This is a genomic window from Rhodanobacter lindaniclasticus, assembly GCF_004799035.1.
In the GTDB taxonomy this organism is placed as follows: Bacteria; Pseudomonadota; Gammaproteobacteria; order Xanthomonadales; family Rhodanobacteraceae; genus Rhodanobacter; species Rhodanobacter lindaniclasticus.
Genome location: NZ_MWIO01000022.1, coordinates 12,918 through 39,884, shown reverse-complemented (window position 1 = coordinate 39,884; position 26,967 = coordinate 12,918). Strand labels below are relative to the sequence as shown.

The 26,967-nt window shown below is 69.4% G+C and carries 23 protein-coding genes; 14 read left to right on the top strand and 9 right to left on the bottom strand.

Going from position 1 to position 26,967, the window contains the following annotated elements; translation table 11 throughout:
- From B1991_RS07710 to B1991_RS07675, 8 genes are all read left to right on the top strand, one after another.
- A partial coding sequence (locus B1991_RS07710) for an autotransporter domain-containing protein (protein ID WP_136258140.1) occupies positions 1 to 3,565 on the top strand: 3,565 nt, incomplete at its 5' end.
- A gap of 91 nt (positions 3,566 to 3,656) precedes the next feature.
- Entirely contained in the window at positions 3,657 to 4,691 is a 1,035-nt protein-coding gene (locus tag B1991_RS07705; protein ID WP_136258139.1) for an amidohydrolase family protein, read from the top strand.
- Positions 4,688 to 5,203 carry a hypothetical protein gene (locus B1991_RS07700; protein WP_136258138.1) on the top strand — a complete coding sequence of 172 codons (516 nt, stop codon included), beginning with the start codon at positions 4,688 to 4,690 and terminating at the stop codon, positions 5,201 to 5,203. The genes B1991_RS07705 and B1991_RS07700 overlap by 4 nt, the downstream gene beginning before the upstream one ends.
- Positions 5,204 to 5,298: 95 nt before the next feature.
- Positions 5,299 to 6,576 carry a kynureninase gene (gene kynU, locus B1991_RS07695; protein ID WP_136258137.1) on the top strand — a complete coding sequence of 426 codons (1,278 nt, stop codon included), beginning with the start codon at positions 5,299 to 5,301 and terminating at the stop codon, positions 6,574 to 6,576.
- 39 nt (positions 6,577 to 6,615) lie between these two features.
- Positions 6,616 to 7,005 carry a VOC family protein gene (locus B1991_RS07690; RefSeq protein ID WP_136258136.1) on the top strand — a complete coding sequence of 130 codons (390 nt, stop codon included), beginning with the start codon at positions 6,616 to 6,618 and terminating at the stop codon, positions 7,003 to 7,005.
- A 162-nt stretch (positions 7,006 to 7,167) separates the two neighbouring features.
- Complete coding sequence (locus B1991_RS07685; protein WP_136258135.1) at positions 7,168 to 7,668, top strand: pyridoxamine 5'-phosphate oxidase family protein; 501 nt, start codon at positions 7,168 to 7,170, stop codon at positions 7,666 to 7,668.
- A 110-nt stretch (positions 7,669 to 7,778) separates the two neighbouring features.
- Positions 7,779 to 8,057, top strand: a complete 279-nt coding sequence (locus tag B1991_RS07680; protein ID WP_210772102.1) for a hypothetical protein — start codon at positions 7,779 to 7,781, stop codon at positions 8,055 to 8,057.
- A gap of 84 nt (positions 8,058 to 8,141) precedes the next feature.
- Positions 8,142 to 8,978 (top strand): class I SAM-dependent methyltransferase, encoded by an 837-nt coding sequence (locus B1991_RS07675; protein ID WP_136258134.1) that lies wholly within the window; start codon positions 8,142 to 8,144, stop codon positions 8,976 to 8,978.
- Positions 8,979 to 9,099: 121 nt separating this feature from the next.
- Here B1991_RS07675 and B1991_RS07670 read toward each other — a convergent pair whose 3' ends face one another.
- The gene (locus B1991_RS07670; RefSeq protein WP_136258133.1) at positions 9,100 to 10,284 is read right to left on the bottom strand and encodes a serine hydrolase domain-containing protein; all 1,185 of its coding nucleotides are present in this window, start codon (positions 10,282 to 10,284) and stop codon (positions 9,100 to 9,102) included.
- 239 nt (positions 10,285 to 10,523) lie between these two features.
- On the opposite strand from B1991_RS07670, the gene B1991_RS07665 reads away from it, so the two are divergent.
- Positions 10,524 to 11,243, top strand: a complete 720-nt coding sequence (locus B1991_RS07665; RefSeq protein WP_136258132.1) for a class I SAM-dependent methyltransferase — start codon at positions 10,524 to 10,526, stop codon at positions 11,241 to 11,243.
- Positions 11,244 to 11,333: 90 nt separating this feature from the next.
- Here B1991_RS07665 and B1991_RS07660 read toward each other — a convergent pair whose 3' ends face one another.
- Together B1991_RS07660 and B1991_RS07655 are read right to left on the bottom strand one after the other, a co-directional pair.
- Complete coding sequence (locus B1991_RS07660; RefSeq protein WP_136258131.1) at positions 11,334 to 12,197, bottom strand: endonuclease/exonuclease/phosphatase family protein; 864 nt, start codon at positions 12,195 to 12,197, stop codon at positions 11,334 to 11,336.
- A gap of 32 nt (positions 12,198 to 12,229) precedes the next feature.
- Entirely contained in the window at positions 12,230 to 14,146 is a 1,917-nt protein-coding gene (locus B1991_RS07655) for a M61 family metallopeptidase (protein WP_136258144.1), read from the bottom strand.
- A 366-nt stretch (positions 14,147 to 14,512) separates the two neighbouring features.
- Here B1991_RS07655 and B1991_RS07650 point away from each other — a divergent pair, with 366 nt between their 5' ends.
- The 4 genes from B1991_RS07650 (at position 14,513) to B1991_RS07635 (ending at position 18,819) form a co-directional block, all read left to right on the top strand.
- Positions 14,513 to 15,796 (top strand): MFS transporter, encoded by a 1,284-nt coding sequence (locus B1991_RS07650; protein WP_136258130.1) that lies wholly within the window; start codon positions 14,513 to 14,515, stop codon positions 15,794 to 15,796.
- 168 nt (positions 15,797 to 15,964) lie between these two features.
- Complete coding sequence (locus tag B1991_RS07645) at positions 15,965 to 17,257, top strand: M24 family metallopeptidase (RefSeq protein WP_136258129.1); 1,293 nt, start codon at positions 15,965 to 15,967, stop codon at positions 17,255 to 17,257.
- Between the two features lie 72 nt (positions 17,258 to 17,329).
- The gene (locus B1991_RS07640) at positions 17,330 to 18,013 is read left to right on the top strand and encodes an SDR family NAD(P)-dependent oxidoreductase (protein WP_136258128.1); all 684 of its coding nucleotides are present in this window, start codon (positions 17,330 to 17,332) and stop codon (positions 18,011 to 18,013) included.
- A 56-nt stretch (positions 18,014 to 18,069) separates the two neighbouring features.
- Positions 18,070 to 18,819 carry a class I SAM-dependent methyltransferase gene (locus tag B1991_RS07635; protein WP_136258127.1) on the top strand — a complete coding sequence of 250 codons (750 nt, stop codon included), beginning with the start codon at positions 18,070 to 18,072 and terminating at the stop codon, positions 18,817 to 18,819.
- Positions 18,820 to 18,983: 164 nt separating this feature from the next.
- Here B1991_RS07635 and B1991_RS07630 read toward each other — a convergent pair whose 3' ends face one another.
- The 6 genes from B1991_RS07630 to B1991_RS18625 all read right to left on the bottom strand — a co-directional run bounded on the left by B1991_RS07630 (position 18,984) and on the right by B1991_RS18625 (position 25,447).
- The gene (locus B1991_RS07630; protein WP_168709603.1) at positions 18,984 to 19,994 is read right to left on the bottom strand and encodes a tetratricopeptide repeat protein; all 1,011 of its coding nucleotides are present in this window, start codon (positions 19,992 to 19,994) and stop codon (positions 18,984 to 18,986) included.
- 115 nt (positions 19,995 to 20,109) lie between these two features.
- Positions 20,110 to 21,735: a tetratricopeptide repeat-containing sulfotransferase family protein gene (locus B1991_RS07625; protein ID WP_136258125.1), complete on the bottom strand. Its 1,626-nt coding sequence runs from the start codon at positions 21,733 to 21,735 to the stop codon at positions 20,110 to 20,112.
- An 82-nt stretch (positions 21,736 to 21,817) separates the two neighbouring features.
- Entirely contained in the window at positions 21,818 to 22,483 is a 666-nt protein-coding gene (locus B1991_RS07620) for a glutathione S-transferase family protein (protein ID WP_246031095.1), read from the bottom strand.
- Between the two features lie 58 nt (positions 22,484 to 22,541).
- Positions 22,542 to 23,966 carry a hypothetical protein gene (locus B1991_RS07615; protein WP_136258124.1) on the bottom strand — a complete coding sequence of 475 codons (1,425 nt, stop codon included), beginning with the start codon at positions 23,964 to 23,966 and terminating at the stop codon, positions 22,542 to 22,544.
- 21 nt (positions 23,967 to 23,987) lie between these two features.
- A complete protein-coding gene (locus tag B1991_RS18630; protein ID WP_168709602.1) occupies positions 23,988 to 25,046 on the bottom strand; it encodes a radical SAM protein in 1,059 nt (352 codons plus the stop codon).
- 68 nt (positions 25,047 to 25,114) lie between these two features.
- A complete protein-coding gene (locus tag B1991_RS18625; RefSeq protein ID WP_168709601.1) occupies positions 25,115 to 25,447 on the bottom strand; it encodes a hypothetical protein in 333 nt (110 codons plus the stop codon).
- 437 nt (positions 25,448 to 25,884) lie between these two features.
- Here B1991_RS18625 and B1991_RS07605 point away from each other — a divergent pair, with 437 nt between their 5' ends.
- A complete protein-coding gene (locus tag B1991_RS07605; RefSeq protein ID WP_168709600.1) occupies positions 25,885 to 26,952 on the top strand; it encodes a DUF5694 domain-containing protein in 1,068 nt (355 codons plus the stop codon).
- Positions 26,953 to 26,967 lie beyond the last annotated feature (15 nt).

Sequence of the window (26,967 nt, the reverse complement as noted above, 5' to 3'; positions counted from 1 at the left end):
CGGCGGCGGCGGCGGCGGCGGGCTGGTGGCGCTGAGTGACGCCACCGTGCTCGACAATGCCGGCAGCATCCTCGGCGGCAACGGTGGCAACGGCGGCAACGGCCAATGGAGCGGCGGTGGCGGCGGCGGCGGCGACGGCATCCTGATGTCGGGCGCGAACGACAATTTGACCAACAGCGGCCAGATCATCGGCGGCGCGGGCGGCGCCGCGGGCCCCGCCCCGGGCAGCCTGGTTGGTGCGCCCGGTGAAGGCGGTGCCGGCATCGATCTGGCTGCCGCTGGCGCCGACGTCACCAACAGCGGCAGCATCACCGGCGGCAATGCGCACATACTGGCCGGCGCGGGCATCGCCAGCGACAACGGCGGCCGGATCACCAACCAGCTCGGCGGCAGCATCGTCGGCGGCGACACGCTGGACAACTACACAACTGGCGGCAGCGGCATCGTGGCAGCCACCATTGGCGCGCAGACCTTCGTCATCGACAACGCCGGCACCATCCGCGGCGGCACCGGCGCCCAGGCCAGCGGCGGCTACAGCGGCAACGGTACGGGCGGCACCGGCATCCAGGCCTCGGGCAACCTGACCCTCGGCAACGGCGGGCTGATCGAAGGTGGCCAGGGCGGTTCCAACGGCGGCGGCGGGCGCGGCGGCATCGGCATCGCCATCACCGTCGCCAGCGGTGAGCAAGCCAACATCACCAACCGCAGCGGCGGCGTCATCCGCGGCGGCTACGGCGGCGTGCCCGGAACCGGCAACTACGGCGGCTACGGCATCGTTGCCAACGGCAACGTGGCCATCGTCAACCAGTCGGGCGCCGCGATTCTCGGCGACGACGGTGGCCTCAGCGACATCAGCACCTCCGGCGGCACCGCGATCGTCGCCACCGGCGGCGCCAGCATCGACAACAGCGGCACGATCGCGGGCACCGGCGGCATCTACGCCGGGACTGCCATCAGCGCGAACGCAGCGAGCATCGTCAATCACACCGGCGGCACCATCCAGGGCGGCAACGGCCAAGGTGCCAATGCCGGCGCGGCGGCCATCATCGCCAGCGGGCAGACCTCGATCGACAACAGCGGTCATCTCGTCGGCGGCGTCTCTTCCGCCGATGGCACGCAGGCCGCCGCGGTGGTGCTAGTCGGCGGCGGCAACACCCTGCTGCTGCGCGCCGGTTCCAGCATCACCGGCAGCGTGCTCAGCAGCAGCGGCAGCGGCGCCGGAGGCGACAGCTTCATCCTCGGCGGCGATGCCAATGCCGCCGGCGGCAACACGTTCGATGCCGGCACCGCGTCGGGCTTCGCCAGCTACCAGAAGGCCGGCGCCAGTACCTGGACGCTGACCGGCACCGGCTCCGCCGCACAGAACTGGTCGATCGCCGCCGGCATCCTGGTCGGCGACAGCAGCAGCCTGGTCGGCAACATCGACGACGGCGCCGCGCTGGTATTCGACCAGGCCGCGGATGGCAACTTCAGCGGCATCGTCAGCGGCAGCGGCAGCCTCACCAAGAGCGGCACCGGCGTGCTGACGCTGATTGGCACGAACACTTACGGCGGCCGCACCACGATCCATGCGGGCGCACTGGCGCTGACCGGCACCGGCAGCATCGCCACGTCCAGCGGACTGCTCGACGACGGCACGTTCGACATCAGCGGCACCAGCGCCGGCGCCCGTATCGCCAGCCTGGGCGGCAGCGGCACCGTGATGCTGGGCGGCCAGACGCTGACCTTGACCAGCGCCCACGACAGCTTCGCCGGCGTCATCGCCGGAGACGGCAAGCTCGTGCTCGAAGGCGGCCGGCAGGTGCTCACCGGCGCCAACACCTATAACGGCGGCACCAGCGTGGTAGCGGGCACGCTCGTCGGCGATGCCACCAGCCTGCGCGGCGCGATCAACGATGACGCCACGCTGTCCTTCGTGCAGGCCGTCAACGCCAGTTTCGACGGCACGCTGTCCGGCCGCGGCACGCTGCTGAAATCCGGCACCGGCACGCTCACCATCAACGGCACCAACCCGTTCGCCGGCGCTACCACCGTGCAGGCCGGCACTCTGGTGGTGGGCGACGACAGCCACGCCGCAGCCACGCTGGGCGGCACGGTGACGGTGGCCGCCGACGCCACGCTGGGAGGTATCGGCACGCTCGGTGGGCTCGACCTGGCCGGCACGCTCAGCCCCGGCAACTCGGTCGGCACGCTGCACGTGAGCGGCGACGCCACTATCCAGCACGGTGCGAGCCTGCGCATCGAAGCTACACCGGACGGCCACGCCGACCAGCTCGCCGTAGGCGGCAAGATCGCCATCCAGGGCGGCAGTGCGCTGGTGCTGGCGCAGTCGGGCAACTGGGCGCCGCGCACCGACTACACCATCGTGACGGCGGCGGGTGGGGTGAGCGGCCAGTTCGCCTCGGCCAGTTCCAGCCTCGCCTTCCTCGATCCGGTGCTGAGCTACAGCGCCAACGCGGTGAACCTGTCCTTGCAGCGCAACGACGTCGGTTTCGCCGACGCGGGCATCACCCCGAACCAGAAAGCCGCCGCGCAGGGCGCGGAGAGCCGGGGCTGGGGTACGCCCGTGTATGACGCGTTGGTGAAGCTGGATGTGCCGCAGGCACGGCGCGCCTTCGACCAGTTGAGCGGCGAGATCTACCCAACCACGCTCGCCGCCCTCGCCGAGGACGATCGCTACGTGCGCGACGCGATCAACCGCCACCTGCTCGGCCTGGGCGAAGGCGTCGACGGCCGCACCGCCGACGGCACCAGCGCGTGGCTGAGCACCTGGGGCCACTGGGGCCGCGACGACGGTGACAGCAACGCGGCCTCGCTGCGTGCCAACGGCAGCGGGTTGCTGCTGGGCGTGGACCGCAGCGTGGGCACGGACAGCCGCTTGGGCCTGCTGCTCGGCCACGGCCAGAACTCGATGGACGTGGCCGGGCGCACCTCCTCGGCACACGTGCTCAACCACCAGTTGGGCGTGTACGGTGATACCGCGTCCGGCGCGCTGCGCCTGCGCGCCGCCGCCGTCCACACGTGGCAGGACGTGGACACCCAGCGTACCGCGGCCTTTTCCGGTTTCGACGAACGCCTCGCCAGCCGCCGCCACCTGCGCACCGACCAGGCCTACGTGGAAGCCGGCTATCGCTTCACGACGTCGCACGGCCACCAGTGGGAGCCGTTCGTGAACCTGGCTCGCACGCAACAGCACGCCGAGGCGGCGCGGGAACACGGCGGCCAGGCCGCGCTGGCGGTGGCTGCCGCCGATCCGTCGGTGAACAGCGCCGCACTGGGCCTGCGCGACACCTTCACCTCGCAGGCCGGCGTGCACGTCCAAGCCAGTCTCGCCTGGCAGCACGGCTGGGGCGATCTCGCATCGAAGGACGACATGCGCTTCGTCGCCGGCGGCGACAGTTTCGTCATCGCCGGCGTGCCGCTGAGCCACCACGCGCTGCTCGCCAACCTGGGCATCGATTTCCAGGTGGCACGCAACGTCACGGTGGACGCCAGCTACCTCGGCCAGTTCGCCTCCGGCTATCGGGACCAGGGTGCGCGGATGGGCCTGACGGTGACGTTCTGACGCCCCACCGTCGCCGGTTCCGCCGTGTGGCGGGACCGGCGATGTGCGACTGCCGCACGACGCTCATGCCGCGAGGTTCTAAACTCGTCGGATGCTCAAGATCGACACCCACGCCCACATCCTGCCCCGCGACTGGCCGAACCTCGCGGCCAAATACGGCGACGACCGCTTCCCGGTGATGACCCATACCGACGGTCGCCACCGCATCTACAAGGACAGCCGCTTCTTTCGCGAAGTGTGGGATTCGGCCTTCGACCCGCAGACGCGCATCGACGACTATGCCCGCTTCGGCGTCGACGTGCAGGTGATCTCCACCGTGCCGGTGCTGTTTTCCTACTGGGCGCCGGGGCACCAGGCGCTGGAGCTGCATCGCCACCTCAACGACCACATGGCCGGCATGTGCCGCGACTATCCGCGCCACTATGCCGGCATCGGCACGGTGCCGCTGCAGGCGCCGGACCTGGCCATCCGCGAACTGGAACGCTGCATCGACGAGCTGGGCCTGCAGGGCGTGCAGATCGGCTCGCACTGCGGCGACTGGAACCTGGATGCGCCCGAGCTGTTCGGGTTCTTCGAGGCCGCCGCCGATCTGGGCGCGGCGATCCTGGTGCATCCGTGGGACATGATGGGCATGGCCAGCATGCCCAAGTACTGGATGCCGTGGCTGGTCGGCATGCCGGCCGAGCAATCCCGTGCCGCCTGCTGCCTCGCTTTCGGCGGCGTCATGGAGCGGCTGCCGAAGCTGCGCGTGATGCTGGCCCACGGCGGCGGCAGCTTTCCATACACCATCGGCCGCATCGAGCACGGCTTCCGCATGCGCCCGGACCTGGTCGCCACCGACAACCCGCGCAACCCGCGCGAATACCTCAGGCGCTTCTATTTCGACTCCTGCGTGCACGACGACGACGCGCTGCGCTACCTGCTGAATGTGACCGGCGTCGAACAGGTCATGCTGGGCACCGACTATCCTTTCCCGCTGGGCGAGCAGGAGCCCGGCAGCGGCATCGAGGCGCTCGGCCTGGACCAGGCCGGGCGCGAGCGGCTGTTCCATGGCACCGCACTGGAATGGCTGGGACTGCCCAGGCATCGTTTCGCCCCCGACCCCTCTCGACCGGAGCCCGCATGAACCCCCTTCGCACGACCACCCTGGCGATCGTCGCCACCCTGCTGCTGGCCGGCACGGCGCATGCCACCGAAGTCAACATGGCCGGTGGCAACATCACCTTCGACACGCCCGCCAACTGGCTGCCGATCATGCAGACCGAAGGCGACACCGAGGCGCAGGTGTTCCAGGTGCCCGACCCTTCGCCCACTGGCAAGAGCAGCCTCGCGCGCGTCACCGTCACCGTGACCCGCGTGCCGGACATCAGCAGCTTCCACCAGTTCATGGCGCAGGCCACGGCCAAGGCGCTGGCCCTGCCCGGCTACCAGCAGGACAAGGTGCCGCCGGTACCCAACAGCAACCTCTACACCGCGCAGGAAAACGGCACCGCCTTCAGCTACACCGAGCACTACTGGTTCAAGCGCGGCTACGCCATCCAGTTGCGTTGCGTGCGCCCGACCCGCAGCCAGGCCGGCAGCAACTGGCAGGCCGAGTTCGACAAGGGCTGCGCTGCGCTGGCCGCCCAACTGAAATAAATCCCCTCTGTAGGAGCGCGCTCGCGCGCGATGCTCTCCGTCTCGCCGACGAGAAGCCCGCACGCCAGCCGCTCCCACCGAAGCAGGACACCACCATGCCCGACTACCAGCCCACCACCGCGTGGGCCACCGCCCGCGATGCCGCCGATCCGCTGCGCGCCTTCCGCGACGAGTTCCTGATCCCGCCGCACGAAAACCGCGACAGCACGTACTTCTGCGGCAACTCGCTCGGCCTGCAGCCGCGCGCGGTGCGCGAGGCGGTCAACGCGGAGCTCGACTACTGGGGCGAGCTCGGCGTGGAAGGCCATTTCAAGGGCCGCCTGCCATGGATGGACTACCACGAGTTCGTGCGCGACGACCTCGCCGCCGTGGTCGGTGCACAGCCGTCCGAAGTGGTCGCGATGAACACCCTGGGCGTGAACCTGCACCTGATGATGGTGAGCTTCTACCGCCCCACCGCCGAGCGCCCGGCGATCCTGATCGAGGCCGGCGCCTTTCCCACCGACCGCTACGCGGTGGAATCGCAGATCCGCTTCCACGGCTTCGATCCCGCCACGGACTTGATCGAACTGGAAGCCGACGAGCCGAACGGCATCGTCTCCACCGCCGCCGTCGAGCGCGCGCTGGCCGAGCACGGTTCGCGCATCGCGCTGGTGATGCTGCCCGGCGTGCAGTACCGCACCGGCCAGGCGTTCGACCTGAAGGCGATCACCACGCTGGCGCATCGGCACGGCTGCACGGTGGGTTTCGACCTGGCCCACGCGGTCGGCAACCTGCCGCTGCAGCTGCACGACAGCGGCGCCGATTTCGCGATCTGGTGCAGCTACAAATACCTCAACAGCGGCCCGGGCGCCGTCGGCGGCGCCTTCGTGCATGAACGCCATGCGCGCGCCGTGCTGCCGCGTTTCGCCGGCTGGTGGGGCCACGACAAGACCACGCGGTTCCAGATGGGCCCCGAATTCGTGCCCACGCCCGGCGCCGACGGCTGGCAGCTTTCCAACCCGCCGATCCTGGCGCTGGCCCCGCTGCGCGTGTCGCTGGAAATCTTCCGCCGCGCCGGCATGGCCGCACTGTGCGAAAAATCACGGCAGCTCACCGGCTACCTGGAATGGCTGGTGCAGACGCAGCTGGCCGACGTGCTGCAGGTCGTCACCCCCGCCGACCCCGCACGCCGCGGCGCCCAACTCTCCATCCGCGTGATCGAAGGCCGCGAACGCGGCCGCGCCCTGTTCGAACGCTTGATGGCCACCGGCATCATCGGCGACTGGCGCGAACCCGACGTCATCCGCATCTCCCCGGCACCGCTGTACAACCGGTTTGCGGATTGCCTGGCGTTTGCCGAGGCCGTGCGCGAGTGGAGCCGCGGCGGCTGATTTTCCGGGCGCCGAAGCCGAGGCGCGAGGAGACCGTTCGTGAATCTCAATCAGATCACTCTCCCGGTCACGGACTTCGATCGCTCCGTCGCGTTCTACTGCGACATGGGCTTTACGCTCATCGTCCATTCCCCACCTCGCTATGCCCGCTTCGAGTGCCCCGACGGCGACTCGACCTTCTCGCTCCACACCACGGATCAACCAGCCGGCAGCTCCGGCGTGGTGGTGTACTTCGAGTGTCAGGATCTGGACGCCAAGGTCACGAGCCTGCTTGCAGCCGGGTTCGAGTTCTCCCAGCTGCCCACCGACGAGCACTGGCTGTGGCGTGAGGCGCGCCTCACGGATCCTTCCGGCAACGCGCTCTGTCTGTTCCGGGCCGGCGACAACCGCAAGAATCCACCATGGCGTGTTGCCCCCGGAAAGGCCTGAACAAGACGCAGACACAGGATTCCAGCTTGAGCGGGCCTGCGGCTTTTGCAAGGCGCTTCGCTGGAGCCCTGCGCATGGCCATGCACGCGGGCCGCACGGAAGCTTCATCCGCCCTTGAAGGCTGCGGCGCGATGCTGCGGCTTTCCCGCCGCGGAGCTTCCCATGAAGAACGATGCGCCACGCGATACCGACCTGCACGAACTGGGCGAGCTGATCGACGGCATCGAAGTGGCCATGCTCACCACGCATGCCGCCGACGGCTCGCTGGTGAGCCGCCCGGTCCAGACGCTGAAACTCGATGCGAATGGCGAGCTGATCTTTTTCACCGCGGCCAACAGCCACAAGATCGCGGAACTCACCGACGATGCGGATGCCAACCTGGCCTACGCCCATGCCGGCGAGCATCGCTACGTATCGGTGCGCGGCCGCGCCCGCATGGATCGCGACGACGACACCATCGACGAGCTGTGGACGATCGCCCAGAAGATCTTTTTCCCCGACGGCCGCGACGATCCGAACCTGATGGTGCTGCGCATCCGCGTGCGCGATGCGGTGTACTGGGAAACGGCGGACAGCATGGTGGCGCGCGCGTTCGACTTTGCCCGGGGACTGCTGGAGGAAAAACCCAGCGACCTGGGCAAGCAGGGCCGGCTGGAAGGCTGAATTCCGGCGCTCACGGCGTGTCGACGATGCCGTCCGCGGCGGGCCAGCTCGACTGCCCGGTCCTCGGGTTCCGTGCACGCCGATCCACCTACCACTCGCGGAACCCGCCCATGGCCATGCTGCAACTCGACCCGCCGATCCCCCTGACCACGCCCAAGGGCGAAGGGTTTGCCCACATACTGATCGATTACGGCCCCGAAACGGACCCGTACTGGACCGTGTTCATCACCAGGACCGGCGAAGTCTGGACCTACTCCAACCCCGAAGTCCGCGCCACCAGGAACATCACGCTGGGGCGCACGCAGCCGGACAGTCCACCACAAGACCCGCGGTCGACGCCCGCTGACCGCAGCGGCCCGCCAAAAGCCGCTGTACCGGGCGGACAGTGAGCGGAAGCCGCGAAGGTGCGCGGGCGCGCACCTGTACCATGGAGCGCCGCGGGCAGGCCCGCCCGCCCGATACAGGACCCGCCCTTGCCCCGCTACCAAGGCCCGCTGCTTACCCGCCAGGTCGCCGAGGACCTGCTCGCCGCACGTGATGCCGGCGCCGCCGCGTGGACGGGCTCGCTCGACCTGGGCCGCAGCAGCGACACGGTCGCGCTGCTGGCCGACGGCTGGCGCTGGCGGGAGGCGCACCAGCCCTACCCCGGCAAGCTGAAGGATTGCACCGTCTATTTCCTCGACGGCGCCGAGTTCGCGCCGGCGGCGCGTTTCGCCGGTTCGCTGATCAAGCTGGTGCCGACCGAATGGGGCGTGCCCACGTTCGAGATCGACGGCATCAAGATGCTGCCCACGGCAAAGGCCTCGCCACTCGCCGACGCACAGCGCAAGGTGGCGCTGGTGGAACCGCGCGGCAAGCTGGTGCTCGACACCTGCGGCGGCCTCGGCTATTTCGCGGCGTGCTGCCTGGAAGCCGGCGTGGCGCGTATCCAGTCATTCGAGAAGAACGCCGACGTGTTGTGGCTGCGCACCCTCAACCCGTGGTCGCCCGATCCGGCCGCCAGCGAAGAGCGCCTGCAGCTGGAGCACGCCGACGTGGCGCAGGCCATCAAACAACTCGCCGACGCCTCGTTCGATGCACTGCTGCATGATCCGCCGCGCTTCGGCATCGCCGGCGAACTGTATTCGCAGGCGTTCTACGGCGAGCTGGCGCGGGTGCTGCGTCGCGGCGGGCGGCTGTTCCACTACACCGGCAGCCCGAACAGGCTGACCAGCGGCCGCGACGTGCCGCGCGAAGTGGCGCGGCGGTTGGAGCAGGCAGGCTTCCGGGCGGAGCTGGCGCTGGACGGAGTGCTCGCCACGCGGCGGTGAGTGGGCAGCGCTTCGACGGCGCGACGTGTGCGCAACGGTAGGGCGGGCACCGCCCGCCGCCGTCGCGTCGCGAAAAGCCGGCGGGCAGTGCCCGCCCTACGCTTGCCGCGGAATGCGCCAGTCAGTGGGTGGCGTCGGCGCCGCGCTGCACCGCCTTGATGAAGGCGCGACGCGAGGCCACCAGCGCCTTCGAGGTCGCCTGCGGCCACGCGCCCACCTGCACGATCACCAGTTGCCGCGCCGGATCGACGTAGACCATCTGGCCGAAGATGCCGATCGCGGCGTAGCTGCCGTCGGCGTCGGTCCACCACAGGTAGCCGTAGCCGTGTCCGGGGCTGGCCACGTCCTGCTGCTTGTGCATCGCGCCGTGCAGCCACGCGTCGGCGATCACCGGCCGGCCGCCGATGCGGCCGCCGTCGAGCATGAACTCGCCGATGCGTGCGTAGTCGGCCAGCGTGGCGGACAGGCCGCTGCCGCCGGTGTCGCTGCCGTCGCATTCGTCCTTCAACCAGTACGCATCCGCGGCCATGCCGTACGGCTTCCAGATCGTCTGCGACAGGTAGCTCGCCAGCGACTGGCCAGTGGCGCGCTGGACCAGGATGCCGAGCAGATCGGTTTCGGCGGTGTTGTAGTTCCAGTGCGTACCGGCGGGATACGCGCGCGGCAGTTTGGCCAAGTACGAGATCACGTGCGGCTGGCCGTTCTCGCAGGCGCTGCGGTACATCTGCGCCACGTCGGAATGCGGGTCGTCGTAATCCTCGTTCCAGCGCACGCCGGAGGTCATCGTCAGCAGCTGCTCCACGGTGACCTTGGCGTAGGCGGTGCCGCGCAACTGCGGGATATAGGTCTCCAGCGTGTCGTCCATGCTGCGGATGTCGCCGCGCGCGAGCGCGATGCCGGCCAGGGTCGAGGTGACCGACTTGGCCACCGAGAACGAAGTCCAGCGCTGCGCGGGGCCGAAGCCGGGTGCGTAGCGCTGCAGGCGGATGCGGCCGTGCTGCAGCACCATCACGCCGGCCAGGTGGTGCCTGCTCATGTAGCCGGCCAGCGTGATGCCGGCGTCGTCCCAGCGCGGGGCCAGCGGCGCACCCTCGGGCAAGGCGTGCACGTGGCTGCCGTGCGCCGCGCGGTCGGCGGGAAACAGCTCGTACATGCGCGGGAACTGCGCCGTGCGCTGCGCCTGCGTCCAGAACAGTACGTCTTCGCGTTGCTGGCCCACGCTGGGCGCGTCCTTTGCCAACAGCGGCAGCGGGACGGCCAGACACAGCACGAGGGAAAGCAGACGCAAGCCGAAGGTTGAACGCATGGCGGTTCCGATGGCGGGGTCGAGGACGCACGCGCGTCGTCAATCACGAGGGTGAGCAAAGGCCGCGCTCGCAGCAAGCGAGGCGGCTGCAACCGTTCAATTCTAGTCGCGTCCCTGCCGGACGTCATGCCCGCAACGTCCCGCGGCGCAGGTCCGCGGCATGACACGCGTCACTGGAACGCCTGACGCCACCACCCAACAATGCGCCACCGACCACCACCGCGCAGGAGCGGCCCGCCATGTCACGTCGAAACGGAAGCTACGGCATCGATGCCCCGTACGTGCCCGCCCTGATGGGCGCCGGGCTGCTGGTGTGCCTCGGCCTGATGGCGTTCGCGCACATGTCCGGGCTGTGGATCACCGCCGCGCTGATCGCCGTCATCCTCGCGCTGTACCTGCACACCACCTTGCGCGGCAAATTCGTGGCGTGGCGGGAGCTGCTCGACGCCCAGGCCTGGCATGGCGACGAGGAGGTGCTGGATCTCGGCTGCGGCCGTGGCGCGATCCTGCTGATGGCCGCCGGCCACCTGCCCCACGGCCGCGCCACCGGCGTCGACATCTGGAGCAGCAAGGACCAGTCGGGCAACGCGATGGACGTGACGGCGCGCAATGCGCAGGCGGAAGGCGTCGCCGATCGCGTCGAGCTGCGCACGGCGGACATGCGCGAGCTGCCGTTCGCCGACGCGAGTTTCGACCTGGTGATCTCCAACGTGGCGATCCACAACATCGGCGATGCGGCCGGCCGCGACCGCGCCATCGACGAGGCCTGGCGCGTGCTGCGGCCCGGCGGGCACCTGCTGATTGCCGACATCTCCAAGAGCGCCCAATACCAGCGGCGCCTGCGCGCACGCGGCGCCGACAGCACGCGACGCTCGCTGGGCTGGCGCACCTGGTGGGGCGGACCGTGGATGTCCACCATGCTGGTCACCGCGACAAAGCCGGCGGCACCTCACCCGTAGGAGCCCGCTGGCGGGCGATGCTCTTGGTGCGAGGATTCGGATTCGGGATTCGCAGGGCGAAAAGCAGGAGCATCGCCCGCCAGCGGGCTCCTACGGGTGGGGCGTGGTGTTTTTCGCCGGCACCAGCTCCGCCACCACCGGGAAGTGATCGGAGGGATAGCGCGCACCCTCGTGCGTGGTCAGCGTGCTTGCCGTGCGCACCTTGAAGCCGCGACTGAGGATCCAGTCGATGCGCCGGTCGGGCGTGCCGGTGAAGTTGTGGAAGGTCTTGGCCGGACCGGAGCGCGTGGCGGCTTCGGTCCAGGCGTCGTGCAAACCGCCGGTCAACTTCGCGTGCACCGGCGTGTCCGGCGCGCAGTTGAAATCGCCGGTGAGGATGACCCGCGCATCGGCCGGCAGCTGGTCGATCCAGCGCAAGATTTCCGCGGCGCTGAGCATGCGCGGGCGCACGTCCTCGTCGCGGTAGGGGAAATGCGTGTTGAGATACTCGAACGTGCCGCCGCCATCGCGCAGGCGGAACTGCGCCCAGGTGACCATGCGTGGATACGGCTGGCCCCAGGTGATGCTGCCGGGTACGTGCGGCGTGTCGGACAGCCAGAAATCGCCGGAGCGCAGCACCTCAAGCCGATCGGTGCGATAGAACACGCCCATGTGCTCGCCCTTGCTGCCGCCCTCGCGACCCTGGCCGAACCAGGCATAGCCGGGGAGATGCGCAGCGAGGTATTCGCCCTGCTGCTCGGTCAGCTCCTGCGTGCCGAGCACGTCCGGGTGCTGCGCGCGGATCACCTGCACCATCAGCTCGCGCCGGTTCTCCCACGCGTTGGCGCCCTTGTCCACCGGCACGCGCACGTTGAAGGTCATAACGCGCAGCGGGGTGTCGCGTGCCGACGCGGCGCCGCTCGCGCCCATCGCCAGCGCGCAGGCGAGCACGGCAATCCAGTGGCGTGGTTTCATGGCCTTCCTCCGTATCCGATGATCCGCCCGAGCTACCGCCGCGCCGCGATGATGTCGCCGAGGTAATCCGGCGTACCTTCGATGCGCTGCAGGTGCGGATACTGCAGCCCGCCGTGGTAATCCACCGCCACGGTGCGGAAGCCGCCCTGGTATTTCAGCAGCAGCTTGATCGGCGCCTGGTTGCCCTTGGCCGCGGTGATCGCGTCCTTGAGCACGTCGGTGCTGTACGCCTGTCCGTTCACCGAGACCACGGTGGCGCCGGTGCTCACGCCGGCCTTGAACGCCGGGCCGTCCCAGCGCACGTCGTTGATCTCGCCACTTTTGGTCAGCGTCAGCCCGATCGACCAGGCGAAGTTGAAGATGTGCCGTGGCGATTCCGGACGGCTGTCGTACTGCTTTTCGTAGGCGCTCGGCTGGTCGGTGTAGACCAGCTTCCAGCCGGTAGCCTCCAGGCCGCGGGCCAGCGGCGGATCGAGCGTGTCCACGCGCGCGTGCAGGAAGCCGGCCCAGTCGTTCTTCGCCACGCCGTTCAACGCGGCCACCACGTCGTCGAAGGCATAGGTCTTGGTGACGAAGCTGCCGTCGTCGACGCCGAAGAAGGCGCGGGCGAAATCATCCAGCGACCTGGTGTTGTGGGTGAGCGCGCGGATCTTCGCGTCCACCGCCAGCCACAGCATCTGCCCGCCGCTGTAGTACTCCTCGCTCATCTGCCAGCTGCGGTAGGGCAACGCCGCGCGCAGTGCCGCGGTGGGATCGTTGGTGGTGTCTTCCAGCGTGCGCCAGCCGAAGCCGACCCGGTTGCGGTCGTAGTTGGCCGCGACCATCGCCAGCGCATCGCGGAACTGCTGCGCCGTCCACAATCCGGAGCGCGCGGTGAGCACGAAGCCCCAGTACTGGGTCTGGCCCTCGTACACCCACAGCAGCGAATCGCCCATCGGCACGTTGAAGTTCGGCGTCCACAGATCCGCCGGGCGGCGGAACTTGCCGTTCCACGAATGCGTGTACTCGTGCGCCAGCAGGTCGCGGTTGGGCGCGTTGTCGGACCAGGCGGTGAAGTAGTCCGCGTCCAGGCCGTTCTCGCTGGACTGGTGGTGCTCGGTGCCGTTGCCGGCCAGCACGTCCGACAGCGAGAACAGGAAGTCGTAGTGGTCATAGTGCTGCGAGCCGAACAGCTTCACCGCCTGGCTTACCAGCGCGCGGTGCGCCTCGAGCTGCGCCGGCGTGATCTCCAGGTACTTCGGCGCATCCGCGACGATGTCCAGGTGCACCGGCACCTTGCTGCCCGGGGCAAGGTCCACGCGCTTGAAATGGCGGCCGGCGTAGACCGGCGAATCCACCAGCGTGTTGAAGGTGACCGGCTTGAAGGTGACGGTATCGCCCTTGCGCACCGACGTCTCCAGCGCAGTGCCGAGCTGCCAGCCCGGCGCCAGCGTGAGGCTGGGCTCGAAGGTGATGCCGCGCGTGTAGTGCCCGGCCGGATACAGCGCGACCTTGCTCCACGCCATGTCCATCATGCGGTCGGTGATCTCGAAGCCGCCGCGGCGCGGCGACAGGTACTGGAACTGCACGTCCAGGCTGGACACGCCTGCAGGCACGTCGAGATGGAACGCGTAGACGTTGTACTTGTCGCGCTTCCACGCCAGCGGCTTGCCGCCGGCACTCAGCTTCAGCCCGGCCAGCATGTCGATCGGGCCGGTGGGCGAGTGGTCGCCGGGGATCCATTGCGGGTACAGCAGGGTCAGCGGCCCGGTCGTGACCGGAATCGTCTCCTGCACCCGGAAAATGCCCTGCGTCGTGTCGCTGGCATCGACATGCAGCGCGATCGTGCCGGCGTACGGCGTGTCCTGCGGGTCCGGTACCTGCTGGCTGCGCTGTTGCTGCGCCAGCGCGGTGCCGGCAGACAGCGCCAGCGAAGTCGCCAGCATGCAAGTGCAGGCCAGCCGGCGCATGGCCGACGAGCGGGCGGAAGGGCGAGCGGGCATGGGCGACTCCGTGATGCGGCGGGAAGTGCATCAAACTAGCACCACTGCCCTGGCGCATGGCAGCGTGCCCCTGCCCGCAGGAACCTGCGGCCATGTACCGGCAGGTAGCACGCGACCTGCTTTCCACGACAAGGCTTCCGCGTGACGCGGCACGGGTTGCCGGAAAGCGAATGCGCACGACGCAGGCATTTGCTTGGACGACGGCGACCCGCGGCGTATCCTGAGCGGTGCTGATGGCCGACCGCGTGACTGCGCTGCCCGGTGCGGCCGGCGGCCCGATCCGGCGTGCGGCGTGGACACGGCAACTCCCCTCCACCCGTGATGCTTCCCCGCATGAAAGACACCGTGTCGAACACTTCTTCCCTCGCCACCGCCAGCGAAGCCGGCGGCGCGCCACCGGTGATCGCCGCGGCCACCACCACGCCATTGTCGAGGACGCGCTACGGCGTGCTGGGCGCGGTGAGTTTCGCGCACGTGCTCAACGACATGATGCAGTCGGTGATCGTGGCGATCTATCCGCTGCTCAAGGGCGAGTTCGAGCTGAGCTTTTTCCAGATCGGCGCGATCACGCTGACCTTCCAGCTCACCGCCTCGCTGCTGCAGCCGGTGGTCGGCATGGTCACCGACCGGCACCCGCTGCCGTACACCCTGCCGGTCGGCATGTGCTTCACCCTGGCCGGCCTGCTGCTGATGTCGGTGGCGCCGAGCTACCCGGTGCTGCTGCTGGCAGTGGCGCTGATCGGCTGCGGCTCGTCGGCGTTCCATCCCGAATCCTCACGGGTGGCGCGGATGGCCTCGGGCGGACGCTACGGCCTGGCGCAGTCGGTGTTCCAGATCGGCGGCAACCTGGGCCAGGCATTGGGGCCGCTGATGGCGGCCGGCGTGGTGCTGACCCTGGGCCGCGCGCACGTGGGCTGGTTCGGGCTGGCGGCGCTGCTGGGCATCGTGGTGCTGCTGCAGGTCAGCCGCTGGTACAGCCGGCATATCGAGGAGCGCGTGCGCAAGCGCCTGCCGTCGGACCAGCCGCTGTTCCCCGCGCCGGTGGTGCGCCGCACGCTGGGTGTGCTGATGGTGCTGATGTTCTCCAAGTTCTTCTACCTGGCCAGCATCAGCAGTTACTACGAGTTCTACCTGATCCACCACTTCGGCCTGTCGATGACCCGCGCCACTCATCTGCTGGCGGTGTTCCTGATGGCGGTGGCCGCCGGCACCCTGATCGGCGGGCCGCTCGGCGACCGCATCGGGCGCAAGCAGGTGATCTGGGTGTCGATCCTCGGCATCGCTCCGTTCACCCTGCTGCTGCCGCACGTGGGGCTGGCGTGGACGGTGGGCCTGAGCGTGGTGATCGGCGTGGTGCTGGCCTCGGCCTTCCCGGCGATCATCGTCTACGCGCAGGACATGATGCCCCACCGCGTGGGCATGGTGTCGGGCATGTTCTACGGGCTTTCGTTCGGCCTCGGCGGCATCGGCGCGGCCGTGCTCGGCGTGGTGGCGGACCACTACGGCATCGAGTTCGTGTACCAGGTCTGTGCGTTCCTGCCGCTGCTGGGATTGCTGGCGGTGTTCCTGCCGGACGTGCGACCGCCCGGTCACGCGGGCGCTGTGCGCAAGCCCTGAGCGCGGGCCGCCGCCAACTTCCAGCTCGTCATCCCTGCGAAGGCAGGGATCGCATTGCAGCGGCGAAGTGCGATCCCTGCCTTCGCAGGGATGACGGCCGAGGAAGGTCTTGGCAAGGCCAGGACCATGGGTGCCAGAATGCGTGCATTCCAAGCCAAGGGGTCGCTCATGAACACCGATGACAGCGTCCGTGCTGATCGACGCCGCTTCCTGAAAGGCTCGGCTCTCGGCGCAGCGGCCATTCCGCTGCTCGGTGTCGGAGCTGCCTGGGCAAGCGATACGAGCGCTGCGCTGCCGCCTTCGATCCTCGCACTGGAACCGGTGGCGCCGCGCGCCGTGCCGATCACCGACGCCGAACGCGAGGGGCGCCTGCGCAAGGCGCAGCAGCTGATGGCCGAGCACGGCATGGACGCGGTATTCATGGGCGGCGGCAGCTCGCTGGAATATTTCACCGGCATGCGCTGGTGGGTCAGCGAACGCACCACCGGCATGCTGCTGCCGAAATCGGGTGACCCGGTCTACATCACGCCGGAGTTCGAGCGCGAGCGCACGCTGGAGCAGATCGCCTTCGGCAGGAAGGACGTGCGCACCTGGCAGGAGTTCGAGAGCCCGTACGCGCTGATCGCCGACGTGCTGGCCGAATGGCACATGGCCACCGGCACGCTGGGCATCGAGGAGCAACTGCGCTCGGCCACGCAGTTCGGCATCGCCGCCGCGGCGCCGCACGTGAAGCTGGTCAGCGCCACGCCGGTCACCGCCGGTTGCCGCGCAATCAAGAGCCCGGCCGAACTGGCGCTGATGCAGCTGGCCAACGACGCCACCCTGGCGGTGTACCACGCGGTGTGGAAGGCGCTGCAGCCAGGCATGACCCAGCAGCAGATTTCCGCCCTGGTGGACGCGGCCTACACGCGCCAGGGCCTGCGCGGCGACGCCAGCGTCAACGTCGGCGCGTTCACCGCCTCGCCGCACGGCTCGCCGCTGCCGCAGCACATCAGCGAGGGCACCGTGATCATGCTCGACGACGGCTGCAAGGTCGGCGGCTACCAGAGCGATCTCACCCGCACCTTCGTGCTGGGCAAGGCCAGCGACAAGATGAAGCGCGTGTTCGACATCGTGCGCCGCGCGCAGCAGGCGGCGCTCAAGGCCGCGCATCCCGGCGCCACGATGGAGTCGGTGGATGCCGCCGCGCGCAAGGTCATCGTCGATGCCGGCTACGGCCCCGGCTACAAGTACTTCAGCCACCGCCTCGGCCACGGCATCGGCATGGACATGCACGAGTGGTACTACCTCGTGCAAGGCAACACGCGCGCGCTCGAAACGGGCATGACCTTCAGCGACGAGCCGGGCATCTACCTCCCCGGCGAGTTCGGCGTGCGGCTGGAGGACGACATGCACATCACCGACGACGGCGCACGCTGGTTCACCCCGCAGAGCCCGTCGATCGAGCAGCCGTTCGGCTGATCGGCTGGGGTTCTCTTTGTGCGGCCTGCGCGGCAGGCTATCCTGTCCGGCGGACAGCCTCGGGAGAACACCATGCAACTGGACCACCTGCGCGTCGCCATCACCGGCGGTTTCGGCGCCCTGGGCCTCGCCGCGGTGCAAGCGGCACTGGCCGCCGGCGCCCGCGTCGCCGCCATCGACCGTGCCCCCGCACCGAGCGCAGGCATCGGCGCGGCCAGCTGCATCGGCGGCGTCGACCTGGCCGATCCCGCCGCCGCGGCGAACGCCCTGGACACTGCCGCCAAGGCCATGGGCGGGCTCGACGCGCTGGTCAACATCGCCGGCATGTTTCGCTACGAGAGCGTGACCGACGGCAACGCGGACACCTGGGACCTGCTCTACCGGGTCAACCTGCGCACCGCCGTCGCGGCGAGCCAGGCTGCGCTGAAACACCTGCATGCCGGCGGCCGCATCATCAACATCGGTGCAGCCTCCGCGCTCAAGGCCGGCGCTGGCGTGGCGGCCTACACCGCCTCCAAATCCGGCGTGATGCGCTTCACCGAATCGCTCGCCGAGGAGCTCAAGGAGCGCGACATCACCGTCAACGCGCTGCTGCCCAGCATCCTCGACACGCCACCCAACCGCGCCGACATGCCGAAGGCCGACTTCGCGCGCTGGGTCAAGCCGGAGCAACTGGCCGACGTGATCGTGTTCCTGCTGTCGAAACAATCCTCCGCCATCACCGGCGCACTGATCCCGGTGACCGGTCGCGTGTAACGGTCCCGCGGCGACCGACCGGCCCGCTCCCACTCCAGCCACCCACCACGACGCCCATGCCCACTCCCTCCGCGGCCGACCAGGCCAGCGCGCGCGCCGAGAACTTCCGCACCGGCTTCGCCGGCCAATCGATGCGCGAGTACAAGGGTCTGCCGATTTACGCCGCCCCCGGACTGCATGAAGCAGCGGCCGACCTGCTGGTCGGCGCGGCGAACGCCGGCGCGCGGGTGCTGGAGTTCGGCGCCGGCAGCGGCGCGATGTCGTTGCGGCTGACCGACCTGGGTTTCCAGGTCACCGCCAGCGACCTGTTCCCCGAAAGCTTCAAGCCGACCGACGTGCCCTTCGTCGCGGCCGACCTCAACGGCGCGTTCGCCGCGCAATGGCCGCAGGGTTTCGACGCGGTGATGGCGCTCGAGATCGTCGAGCACCTGGAAAACCCGCGCGAGGTGCTGCGACAGATCCGCGCCCTGCTGCCGGTGGGCGGGCAACTGGTGCTGTCCACGCCGAACATCGCCAACCCGGTATCGCAGGCGCTGTTCCTGTGCACGGGCCAGTTCCAGTGGTTTCGCGACATCGACTATCGCGAACAGGGCCACATCACGCCGCTGAGTCCCTGGGTGCTGGAAAAGGCGCTGCAGGAAGCCGGCTTCACCATCCGCGCCGAATGCGCGGTCTCCAGCCCGTTCCGCCGCATCCGCCGGCTGGGCTGGACCGTGCGCCTGCTCGCGCCCTGGTTCGCCTTGTTCAACGGCCTGCCGCGCGCACGCCGCGGCGAGGTGTGGCTGGTGCGCGCGGAGGCGAGCTGACGCCGCCAGGCTCAGTGCCTGTGAAGAAAACCACTTCCTGTGGTTTTCTTCTATTGCGAGTCCGGTACACGCCCGGACTCGCTCACATGGAACAGTCACTTGCGTGACTGCTCCATGTCCGAGCCATCCATGGCCGGTCTGAGAGGTTGAACAGTCACAACCTCTCAGTGCATCGTTTCGCCGGGGCCGGCCGGTGCGGTCGTCCCGTCGCCCGCGGCCGTGTGCAGCTTCCAGACGTCCTCGCGCAACTCGCGCATTTCCGCGTCGTCCGGCACCGCCTTGAGGTAGGTGTCGTAGGTCGCGATGACTTCGTCGTTGCGGCCGAGCGTGGCCAGGACCCACGCCAGCATGCGCGTGGGCACCGACAACTTGGGGTTGAGCGCTAGCGCGGCGCGGTAGTGCACGATCGACTGTTCGTAGAGCTCTTCCATGCGCGCGGCATCGGCCAAGCCGATCTGCGCGATCACTTCGTAGCCCGGCACCGGCAACAGGCCGAGATAGAGCAGGCGCGCTTCGGCAGGACGATTGTCCTTGAGCAGCACTTCGGCCAGCCAGGTGCGCGCTGCATGCAGGTCGGGCTGCAGGCGCAGGGCATTGTTCAATGCGGTTTCGGCAAACGTCAGCAGGTCGCGCCGGCTGAACGCCTGGCCGAGCAGGAACTGGATCACCGAGTAATCCGGCACCATCTCTGCCGCGCGCGTCAGGTAGCCCACGGCGGCATCGAGCTCGCCGCGCGCGAGCATGATGGTGCCCAGCCCGGCCAGCGCGTGGCCATCGTCGCCGGCGCGCAGGGCAATGCGGAAGTGCTCTTCCGCCAACTTGGCATCGTCGCGGTCGAGCGCCAGCTGGCCCAAGCCGACATGCGCGCCGCCGAGATTCGGGTCCATCGCCAGCGCGCGGTAGAACGCCATGCTCGCCCCCGCGGCATCGCCGGCCTGGCGCAGCAAGGTGGCATGGCCCAGCGCCAGCTCCGGGTTGTCCGGCTGCAACTCGGCCGCCCGTGCCAGCAGGCTCAAGGCTTCCGCGTTCTCGCCGCGCCGGTGCAGCAGGATGCCGAGCAGGTGCATCGCGTCGGGATCGTCGGGGTGCTGCGCCAGCCACTCGCGATAGCCACGCATGGCTTCGTCGAAGCGACCCGCGTGGTGCAGGCTGTAGACATCCTGGAGCGTACTCATGGCATTCACGTGATCTGAAAGGAAAGAACGGCAACGCGTGGCGCTTGCCTGCGCGCAGGCCGACCCCGGATTATGCGGCATCGGGCGCAGCAGGGTCGAGCGCGCCGCGGACGACTCACTGGTCCGCGAAACGCAGCAACTCCGGCACGAACGGCGCATACCCGCGCCAGCGCCCGATGGCCCGCGTGTACACCGGCTGGCGCGCCTGCCACACGCTGGCGGTGCCGATCGCGCCGCGCACCGCATTCGGCACACCGGCGTCGAACGGCGCCAGCCCCAGCGAGGCCGCCAGGCCGTCGATGGTCGCCTGGGGCGCTTGCGCCAGCTCCTCGTAGCGCACCTCGATGACCCTTCCCTCGCCGCGAGCCTTGGCCATCAGGCGATCGCAGCCGTTCAGTACCGCCGCGATGTCCGCGAAATCGTAGGCGAAGCGATACTCCGTCGATTCGAAATGCTGGCTCCAGATCGACAGCGCGGTATCCCGCTCGTTGCGCCGGCAATGCACGATGCGCGCCTGCGGGAACAGCGCCGCGATCAGATCCACCTGCAGGAAATTCAGCGGCTGCTTGTCGATGAACCAGCGCACCCCCGCCTCCCCTTGCCGCAACCGGGCCAGATACTCGGCGGCGACGCGGTCGAGCAGGTCGACGTCCACCCGCGGCGCGCGGGCGACCTGCTCGGCAAGATGCGGCAGCCAGTCCAGTTCACCGCGATTGCAGGTCTCGGCCGAGCGGCCGAGCAATTCGGCGACCAGGGTCGTGCCCGAGCGCGGCGCACCGACCACGAAGATCGGCACGCACTCCGTGGCCGCCGGCGCGCGCTGCGGCAGCGACAAGCCGGCCAGGCGCGCCTCTACCAGCCGCCGCCAGTGCTTGCGCGACCAGTTGCGGTGGTCGACCAGTCCATTTGCCTCGCGCAGGCGGGCCGCGGCCTCGGCGTAGTCGCCCAGGTCGTCATGCGCCTTGCCGAGCGCGAACAACACCGAGGCGCGCGCTGCGGGTGTCAGGTCGGGTCGCTCCAGCAGCGCCCTGAAACGCGCCAGGTCCGGATGCCCCGGGTCGGTGTAGCGGCCGATCGAGGCCAGACCGTAGGCCGCGCCCGCATCGATCGTGCGAGGGTCATGCTCGAGCGCGAGCAGGTAATGGCCGCGGGATCGCTCGAACTCGCCGAGCTGGCCCAGCAAGGCCGCCACGTAGACATGCAGGAACGGATCACCCGAGCCCATCGCGATGGCCGCCTCGCACAACTCGGCGGCAGCCTGCTTGCGCCCGGCATCGGCAAGCATCTTCGCCGCCCGATGCACGAGATCGGCGCCCTGCCGGTACCGACCGAACTGGTCGCGAAACACCTGCTCCGCCGCATCCACATGGCCCTGTTCGAGCTGCAGCCGGGCCAGCGTGAACGATGCCGCCGCGTGATCGGGCTGCCGCGCCAGCAGGTTTTCCAGCAGCAGCTGCGCTGCGGCGCGGTCATTCATCTGCCAGCGCACGCCGGCCAGCGCCAGCACGAGTTCGCCATCGTGGCCATGCTGGGCGAGTGCCGCCTGCAGTACTGCGGCGGCGGCTTCCATGTCTTGCTCCAGCACCAGCGCACGGCCTGCCTCCAGCCATGCCGCGGCGGGCTGACCCTGCAGTTGCGCCAGCCGCGCGCGCGCCTGCGCGGACTCGCCTTCCACGCGGGCCGGGGCATCGGAAGCGGCGCGTGGCGAGCCGGGCTGGTCTGGGGTGTCGGCAGCAGTCATGACGGTACGTGATGGCGCGAACCGCGCATGTTACTGCACGCTCACCAGGGCAACCGCGGCGGGCCGGCTGTACCCGGCCGTTTCAATCCCCTGCGGCAGCGTCAAACCGGTAGAACGTCGCTTGCGCCGAAGCGCGCTGCCCGAACGCGCGGGCGAAACCACCGAGTTGCGCATACGGCGCCAAGGGCACGGTGGGGCGAAAGGTCAGGTGTTCGAGCAGGCAGAACAGCGACACTTCGAGCAGGCTCAGGTCGTGGGGCGGCAGCGCGGCAATGATCGACGGCACCCGCTCGTCGAGCCACGCCAGCGCGTTGCGCAGGCCCGCGGCCGCCTTGACGAAGTAGATGCTGTCCGGCGAAAGCTCCGCGATCTGCGTGCCGAAACCGAGCTGCACCTGGGCCTGCATCGCGTGCCAGACCAGTTCCTGCGCGTTGCGCGCCGACGCGTCACGCAGGTTCTCCGGCCAGAGGATCACGGCATGGCGCGGGGCGAGCTCCGCCAGCGTGCGGCAAATGTTTTCGGCCCCGAATACCACCGTCCCGCCATGACTGAGCACCGGCAACTTGAGCGCGGGGTTGCCCGCGTAGCTGCGCTCGTCCAGCGAGGCCAGGTCGTACACCGGAGCGAACTCGCAGGTCACACCCAGCTCGAGCGCGAACATGCGCGCCAGACGGGTGTAATGGGAGCTGCTGCGCCCGGTGATGCGCGGCAGCAGGCTCACACCGGCATCATCGGATCGAGCGGACATCGCGGCGCCTTGTGCAGGTGGAGTTCCGTCGATTATCGCCGCGGTCTGCGCCCTCCGATCAGACGCCCTTGTCGCTTCCGCCCGCCGGCAGCAGAACGCCCACCCCGAGCAGCGCGGCGATCGCGCCCAGCACGAAGATCACCGCCTCGCCGGAGGTGGCCAGGTGCGCCGACGGCAGCGCGCGGCTGACCCAGTCGATGCCGACTGCGTAGGCGAGTGTCATCAGGATCGCCGAGGCCACGCCGATCGCCAACGCGTACCAGGCTCGGCGGCGCCCCTTGCCGCGGATGAACGCACCGAGCAAGCCGCCGGCGACGGCCGCGACCAGGAACAACCATGGTGCAGTGAACACCACGGTGGCCGGCTGGGAGACCACGCCCGCGTCGGCGACACTCACGCTGGTGGATCCGGCTGAATCCGAGCGCAGGCGCGCGGTGGCCACGCCCTGCGCATCGAGCTTCACGTAGGTCGGGTCGAGCGAGCCATGCTCGTTGCGCAGTGTCACCGGGTAGCCGCCGGGCGTGACCAGGCCGCGGGCGCGCAGGGTGATCGCGGTCTGGCCGATGCCCCAGCCGGTGATCTGCGGGTTGGCAGCGATCACCTCGATGGTGGGTTTCATCACCGGCAGGTCGATCGCGTTGCCGCGATCCTGCGGGTCGGCACTGACCGACACGTGATAGCTGTCGCCGGGGAAGTCCGGCACGGTCACGCGCACCGCATGCCACTGGCCGACGTCGGCGATGCTGAGCGGCGCGGGCGCCACGTCGGAGGCACCGGCCGCGGTGACCGCCACGTTGACAGGCGTGTTCAGCGTGCGCCGATCGCCGGGATCGTCAAGATTGGACAGCGCCACCGAGAAGCCGCCGCTCCAGGCGGAACGCGCGGCGTCCAGCACCAGCCCGGTATTGTTGGCGATGAGCGCGGCCAGCCGCACCGGTGCGCGTTCCGACCCCACCGTGGCGCTCACCACATAACCCAGCCGCACGGCGGATGTCTGCGCCCCGGCCGGCAGCGCCTCGCGCAGCGGCGCCGACAGCGCCACCCGGGTCGCGGTGGCACCGGTGCGGGTGACGAAGACCGCGCCCGGCCGGGCCTGTTCGGCGACCGTATCGGGATGGACCACTTCGGCATGACTGCCGGACACCGCTTTCACCGCGCCGCTGCTCAAGGCCAACGGGTCGAGGTGGAACTTCTGCGCCGCCTGTGCGGCAACCGGGCTGAGTGCGGCGGCCGGCTTGGCGGTGGTTGCCGACGCCGGCGGGGGCGGCTGCCCTGCTGCCACGTGCAGCATCGCGTCACTCAACGCCACCTGTTGCTTCGCAGTCGCGGAAGACGCGTGCGTGACGCTGCTCGTCGCCACCGGCACCAGCGCCTCGTGCTTGTGCAACTGCGGGAGCGACTGCGCTGGCGGCTGCGCCAGTGCGTCGACACTGCCGAGGCAGGCGAAGGCCGCGATCAACCCGATGGTGGTGCATCTGCGCATATCGTCCCCCGAGGGTTCGGTCTAGGCCGTCACCTGCACCGGCGTCGCCAGCAGCCGGCGCGCCGGTCGATGCGCGCTGGCCGTGGTGATCGCGGCATACCAGTTGGTGAACGGCAGGTGCTCCGGTGCGTCGCGCATGTCGGCCCAGACCTGCTCGGCGAGATGGCGGAAGCGCGGATAGCGTTCGCGCTTCCAGCGCGCGGCCTGCGGGCGGAACGAGCCGCGATCGAGCCGCGCGATCGCATGGGCGGTGGCGAAGCCGTGCTGGATCGGCACCACCCAGCCGTCCTCCTGCACCACCAGCGGTGACACCAGCGCAGCCAGCCGGGCATCGGCGGCCACGTCCGCGGCGACCGCCGGGCCGGCGAAGGCGCGGCAGGGTTCGCGCGCGATCAGCTGGCGATCGGCCACGTCGTACTGCAAGGTCAGCTGCTCCCGGTACTGCCGCTGCAGCCGCGCCACTTCGAGGAAACCGTACGCCAGCTCCAGGTCGTCCGGCGGACGCAGCTCGTATTCGCGGGCGCGGCCGACCTGCTCCAGCGGATGGATCTGCAGCAACCGCGCGCCCTCAGCCGCGGCGAAGCCGGCCACCCAATCCAGCTCGGGCAGGTTGTCCATGGTCAGCGTGAAGATGAAACCGAACGGCACGCCGGCCGCGCGCAGCAGGTCGAGTTTGGCGCGCATCTGCTCGAACGCATGCGCGCGGTTGCGCATGCGGTTGTGGCTCTCCGGCACGCCATCGAGGCTGATCGCCAGCAGCCCGAGATGCGGCGCCAGTTGCGCCAGCCGCCGGGCATCGAGCAGCAAGCCGTTGCTGGTGACCGAGGTGGCGAAACCCAGCGACCGCGCGAACGCCAACAGGCGCGACAGCGGCTTCCAGGTCAGCGGTTCGCCGCCGGACATGCCGATCGCGTTGTAACCCTCGCCTGCTGCGTCGGCGAGGAAACCCTCGAGCAGCTCCACGTCCAGCTCGCCGCGCTGCTCCGGGCCGGAGGTGGAGTAGCAATGCCGGCAACGCAGGTTGCAGCGCAGCGTGGGGTGGATCTGGATGACGTTGACGACGTCGCCGGTCGGGCCCATGACGTTCTCGCGGCAAGGCAACGGCGGCCGGGCGATGGCTCCGGCCGCATGGACGCATCGATCGGTTTCTAGCGACCGGCGTTGCGGATGTTCACTTCGAGCCGGAACCACTCCGGCACCGGGATGCCGTAGGGGAAGCACGATGCGCTGACCTGCAGCGTCGGACCGTTCAGCCGCATCAGCTGGCTGACCACCGGGCCGAGTTGCTTGGCGTTGACCTCCAGTTGCGCCTGGATCAGGTCGATTGCCGGCTGCCCGTACTTCCACCACCACTTCACTTCGTAATCGCTGCGTGCCATGCCGAGCGCCTTGGCAATGCCGGCGTGGTCGTGCGGCTTGAGGGCGAACAGCTTGGCTGAGCCTCTGTTCGCGTTGCTGGTGATCTTGCGAGTCGTGGCCATGAAAAAGCCTCCTGCGCTGGATTGCCGGTTGCCCGGGCGAAGGCGGCTGTGACAACCGGAACCTGGCGGCCCGCCCGCCGCCGGATTCCGATCGCCCGCCCCCGATGCCATGTCCAGCAAGCGACATGCCAGCACGCCGCGACACGGCGATCGCGCCGCGGCGCGGCCGGCACACGTCCATGCGCCGCGAACCGGGGCGCGAATGACCCGCTACTGCGTTCCCCCGGGTCAGGTGATACCCACCGGCGGGCGATCCGGGAAAGTGCTGCGTGGCCATGCCGGATTGCCTAGTGACTTCTCGCACGCGCCCGTGCCGGCGCGCGTACGCACCATGGGCTGACGACGTGCGGTGGCATCGCGGCGGTTACGACCCGTGATGCCGGGACCACCAGGGCCGACACCGCGCCTTCCCCATACCTGCCGCAGCGGAGCGACGCATGACGAATCGATGGACAAGCTGTGGCCTGCTGGCGGTGCTGCTGTGGTCGGGCACGGCACCGGCGCAGGTCGACCTGTCCGGACTGGACCGGGGCATGGCCGGTCCGCCATCGCAGGTGCTGGTGCTGGGCAGCGTGCATCTGTCGCAGATGCCCGAAGGGTTCGAGGCCGTCACCTTGCAGCCGGTGCTGGCGAAGCTGACTGCGTTCAAGCCCGACATCATCACTGTCGAGGCGATCCCCGGCGAAAGCTGCGCGATGATGAGGCGCAACCCGGCGATCTACGCGGCGCAGGATGTCGCGACCTACTGCAGCGACACCACGGCAGCGAGGAAAGCCACCGGCCTGGATGTTCCCGCTGCGGTAGCCGCAGTGAAGGAGTCACTCGCGCACTGGCCGGCGCAGCCGCACGCGGCGCAGCGCCGGCACCTGGCCGCGCTGTTCCTTGCCGCCGGCGACGACGCCTCGGCGCTGACCCAGTGGCTGCAATTGCCGCAGGCCGAACGACACGCCGGCGATGGCCTGGACGATGCGCTGGCCACCCGCCTGCGCGAACTGCAGACGCGAAACGGCGAAGACCTGCAGATCGCCGCGCGCCTCGCTGCACGGCTCGGCCTGCAACGCGTGTATCCGGTCGACGACCACTCCGGCGACAACGTGGACGTGCCCGACGTGCCGGCCTACGCCAACGCGATCCGCAGCGCCTGGGCCGCCAGCGCAAGCGAGGTGGCCGCCGATCGCAAACGGCAGGAAACGCTCACCCTCCACGGCGACATTCTCGCGCTGTACCGCTTCATCAACCGGCCCGACGTCCTGCGCAGGCAGATCGACGCCGACATGGGCGCGGCGATGCGCGAGAAGTCGCCCGCCCGCCTGGCGCGCATCTACGTCGCCGGCTGGGAGACGCGCAACCTGCGCATGGTGGCCAACGTGCGCGCGGCATTCCGCGAACGTCCCGGTGCCCGCGTGCTGTGCATCGTCGGCGCCACCCACAAGCCGTGGTTCGACAGCCTGCTGGGCCAGATGCAGGGCGTGGCCATCGTCGACGCGGAAAAAGTACTGCAGTAACCGCCCCGGGAATCC

Coding starts and splice junctions, on each gene's coding strand:
- B1991_RS07705 (WP_136258139.1), top strand. CDS start 3,657: ATGCTCAAGATCGACACCCACGCCCACATCCTGCCCCGCGACTGGCCG.
- B1991_RS07700 (WP_136258138.1), top strand. CDS start 4,688: ATGAACCCCCTTCGCACGACCACCCTGGCGATCGTCGCCACCCTGCTG.
- kynU (WP_136258137.1), top strand. CDS start 5,299: ATGCCCGACTACCAGCCCACCACCGCGTGGGCCACCGCCCGCGATGCC.
- B1991_RS07685 (WP_136258135.1), top strand. CDS start 7,168: ATGAAGAACGATGCGCCACGCGATACCGACCTGCACGAACTGGGCGAG.
- B1991_RS07680 (WP_210772102.1), top strand. CDS start 7,779: ATGGCCATGCTGCAACTCGACCCGCCGATCCCCCTGACCACGCCCAAG.
- B1991_RS07670 (WP_136258133.1), bottom strand. CDS start 10,284: ATGCGTTCAACCTTCGGCTTGCGTCTGCTTTCCCTCGTGCTGTGTCTG.
- B1991_RS07665 (WP_136258132.1), top strand. CDS start 10,524: ATGTCACGTCGAAACGGAAGCTACGGCATCGATGCCCCGTACGTGCCC.
- B1991_RS07660 (WP_136258131.1), bottom strand. CDS start 12,197: ATGAAACCACGCCACTGGATTGCCGTGCTCGCCTGCGCGCTGGCGATG.
- B1991_RS07655 (WP_136258144.1), bottom strand. CDS start 14,146: ATGCGCCGGCTGGCCTGCACTTGCATGCTGGCGACTTCGCTGGCGCTG.
- B1991_RS07650 (WP_136258130.1), top strand. CDS start 14,513: ATGAAAGACACCGTGTCGAACACTTCTTCCCTCGCCACCGCCAGCGAA.
- B1991_RS07645 (WP_136258129.1), top strand. CDS start 15,965: ATGAACACCGATGACAGCGTCCGTGCTGATCGACGCCGCTTCCTGAAA.
- B1991_RS07640 (WP_136258128.1), top strand. CDS start 17,330: ATGCAACTGGACCACCTGCGCGTCGCCATCACCGGCGGTTTCGGCGCC.
- B1991_RS07635 (WP_136258127.1), top strand. CDS start 18,070: ATGCCCACTCCCTCCGCGGCCGACCAGGCCAGCGCGCGCGCCGAGAAC.
- B1991_RS07630 (WP_168709603.1), bottom strand. CDS start 19,994: ATGAGTACGCTCCAGGATGTCTACAGCCTGCACCACGCGGGTCGCTTC.
- B1991_RS07625 (WP_136258125.1), bottom strand. CDS start 21,735: ATGACTGCTGCCGACACCCCAGACCAGCCCGGCTCGCCACGCGCCGCT.
- B1991_RS07620 (WP_246031095.1), bottom strand. CDS start 22,483: ATGTCCGCTCGATCCGATGATGCCGGTGTGAGCCTGCTGCCGCGCATC.
- B1991_RS07615 (WP_136258124.1), bottom strand. CDS start 23,966: ATGCGCAGATGCACCACCATCGGGTTGATCGCGGCCTTCGCCTGCCTC.
- B1991_RS18630 (WP_168709602.1), bottom strand. CDS start 25,046: ATGGGCCCGACCGGCGACGTCGTCAACGTCATCCAGATCCACCCCACG.
- B1991_RS18625 (WP_168709601.1), bottom strand. CDS start 25,447: ATGGCCACGACTCGCAAGATCACCAGCAACGCGAACAGAGGCTCAGCC.
- B1991_RS07605 (WP_168709600.1), top strand. CDS start 25,885: ATGACGAATCGATGGACAAGCTGTGGCCTGCTGGCGGTGCTGCTGTGG.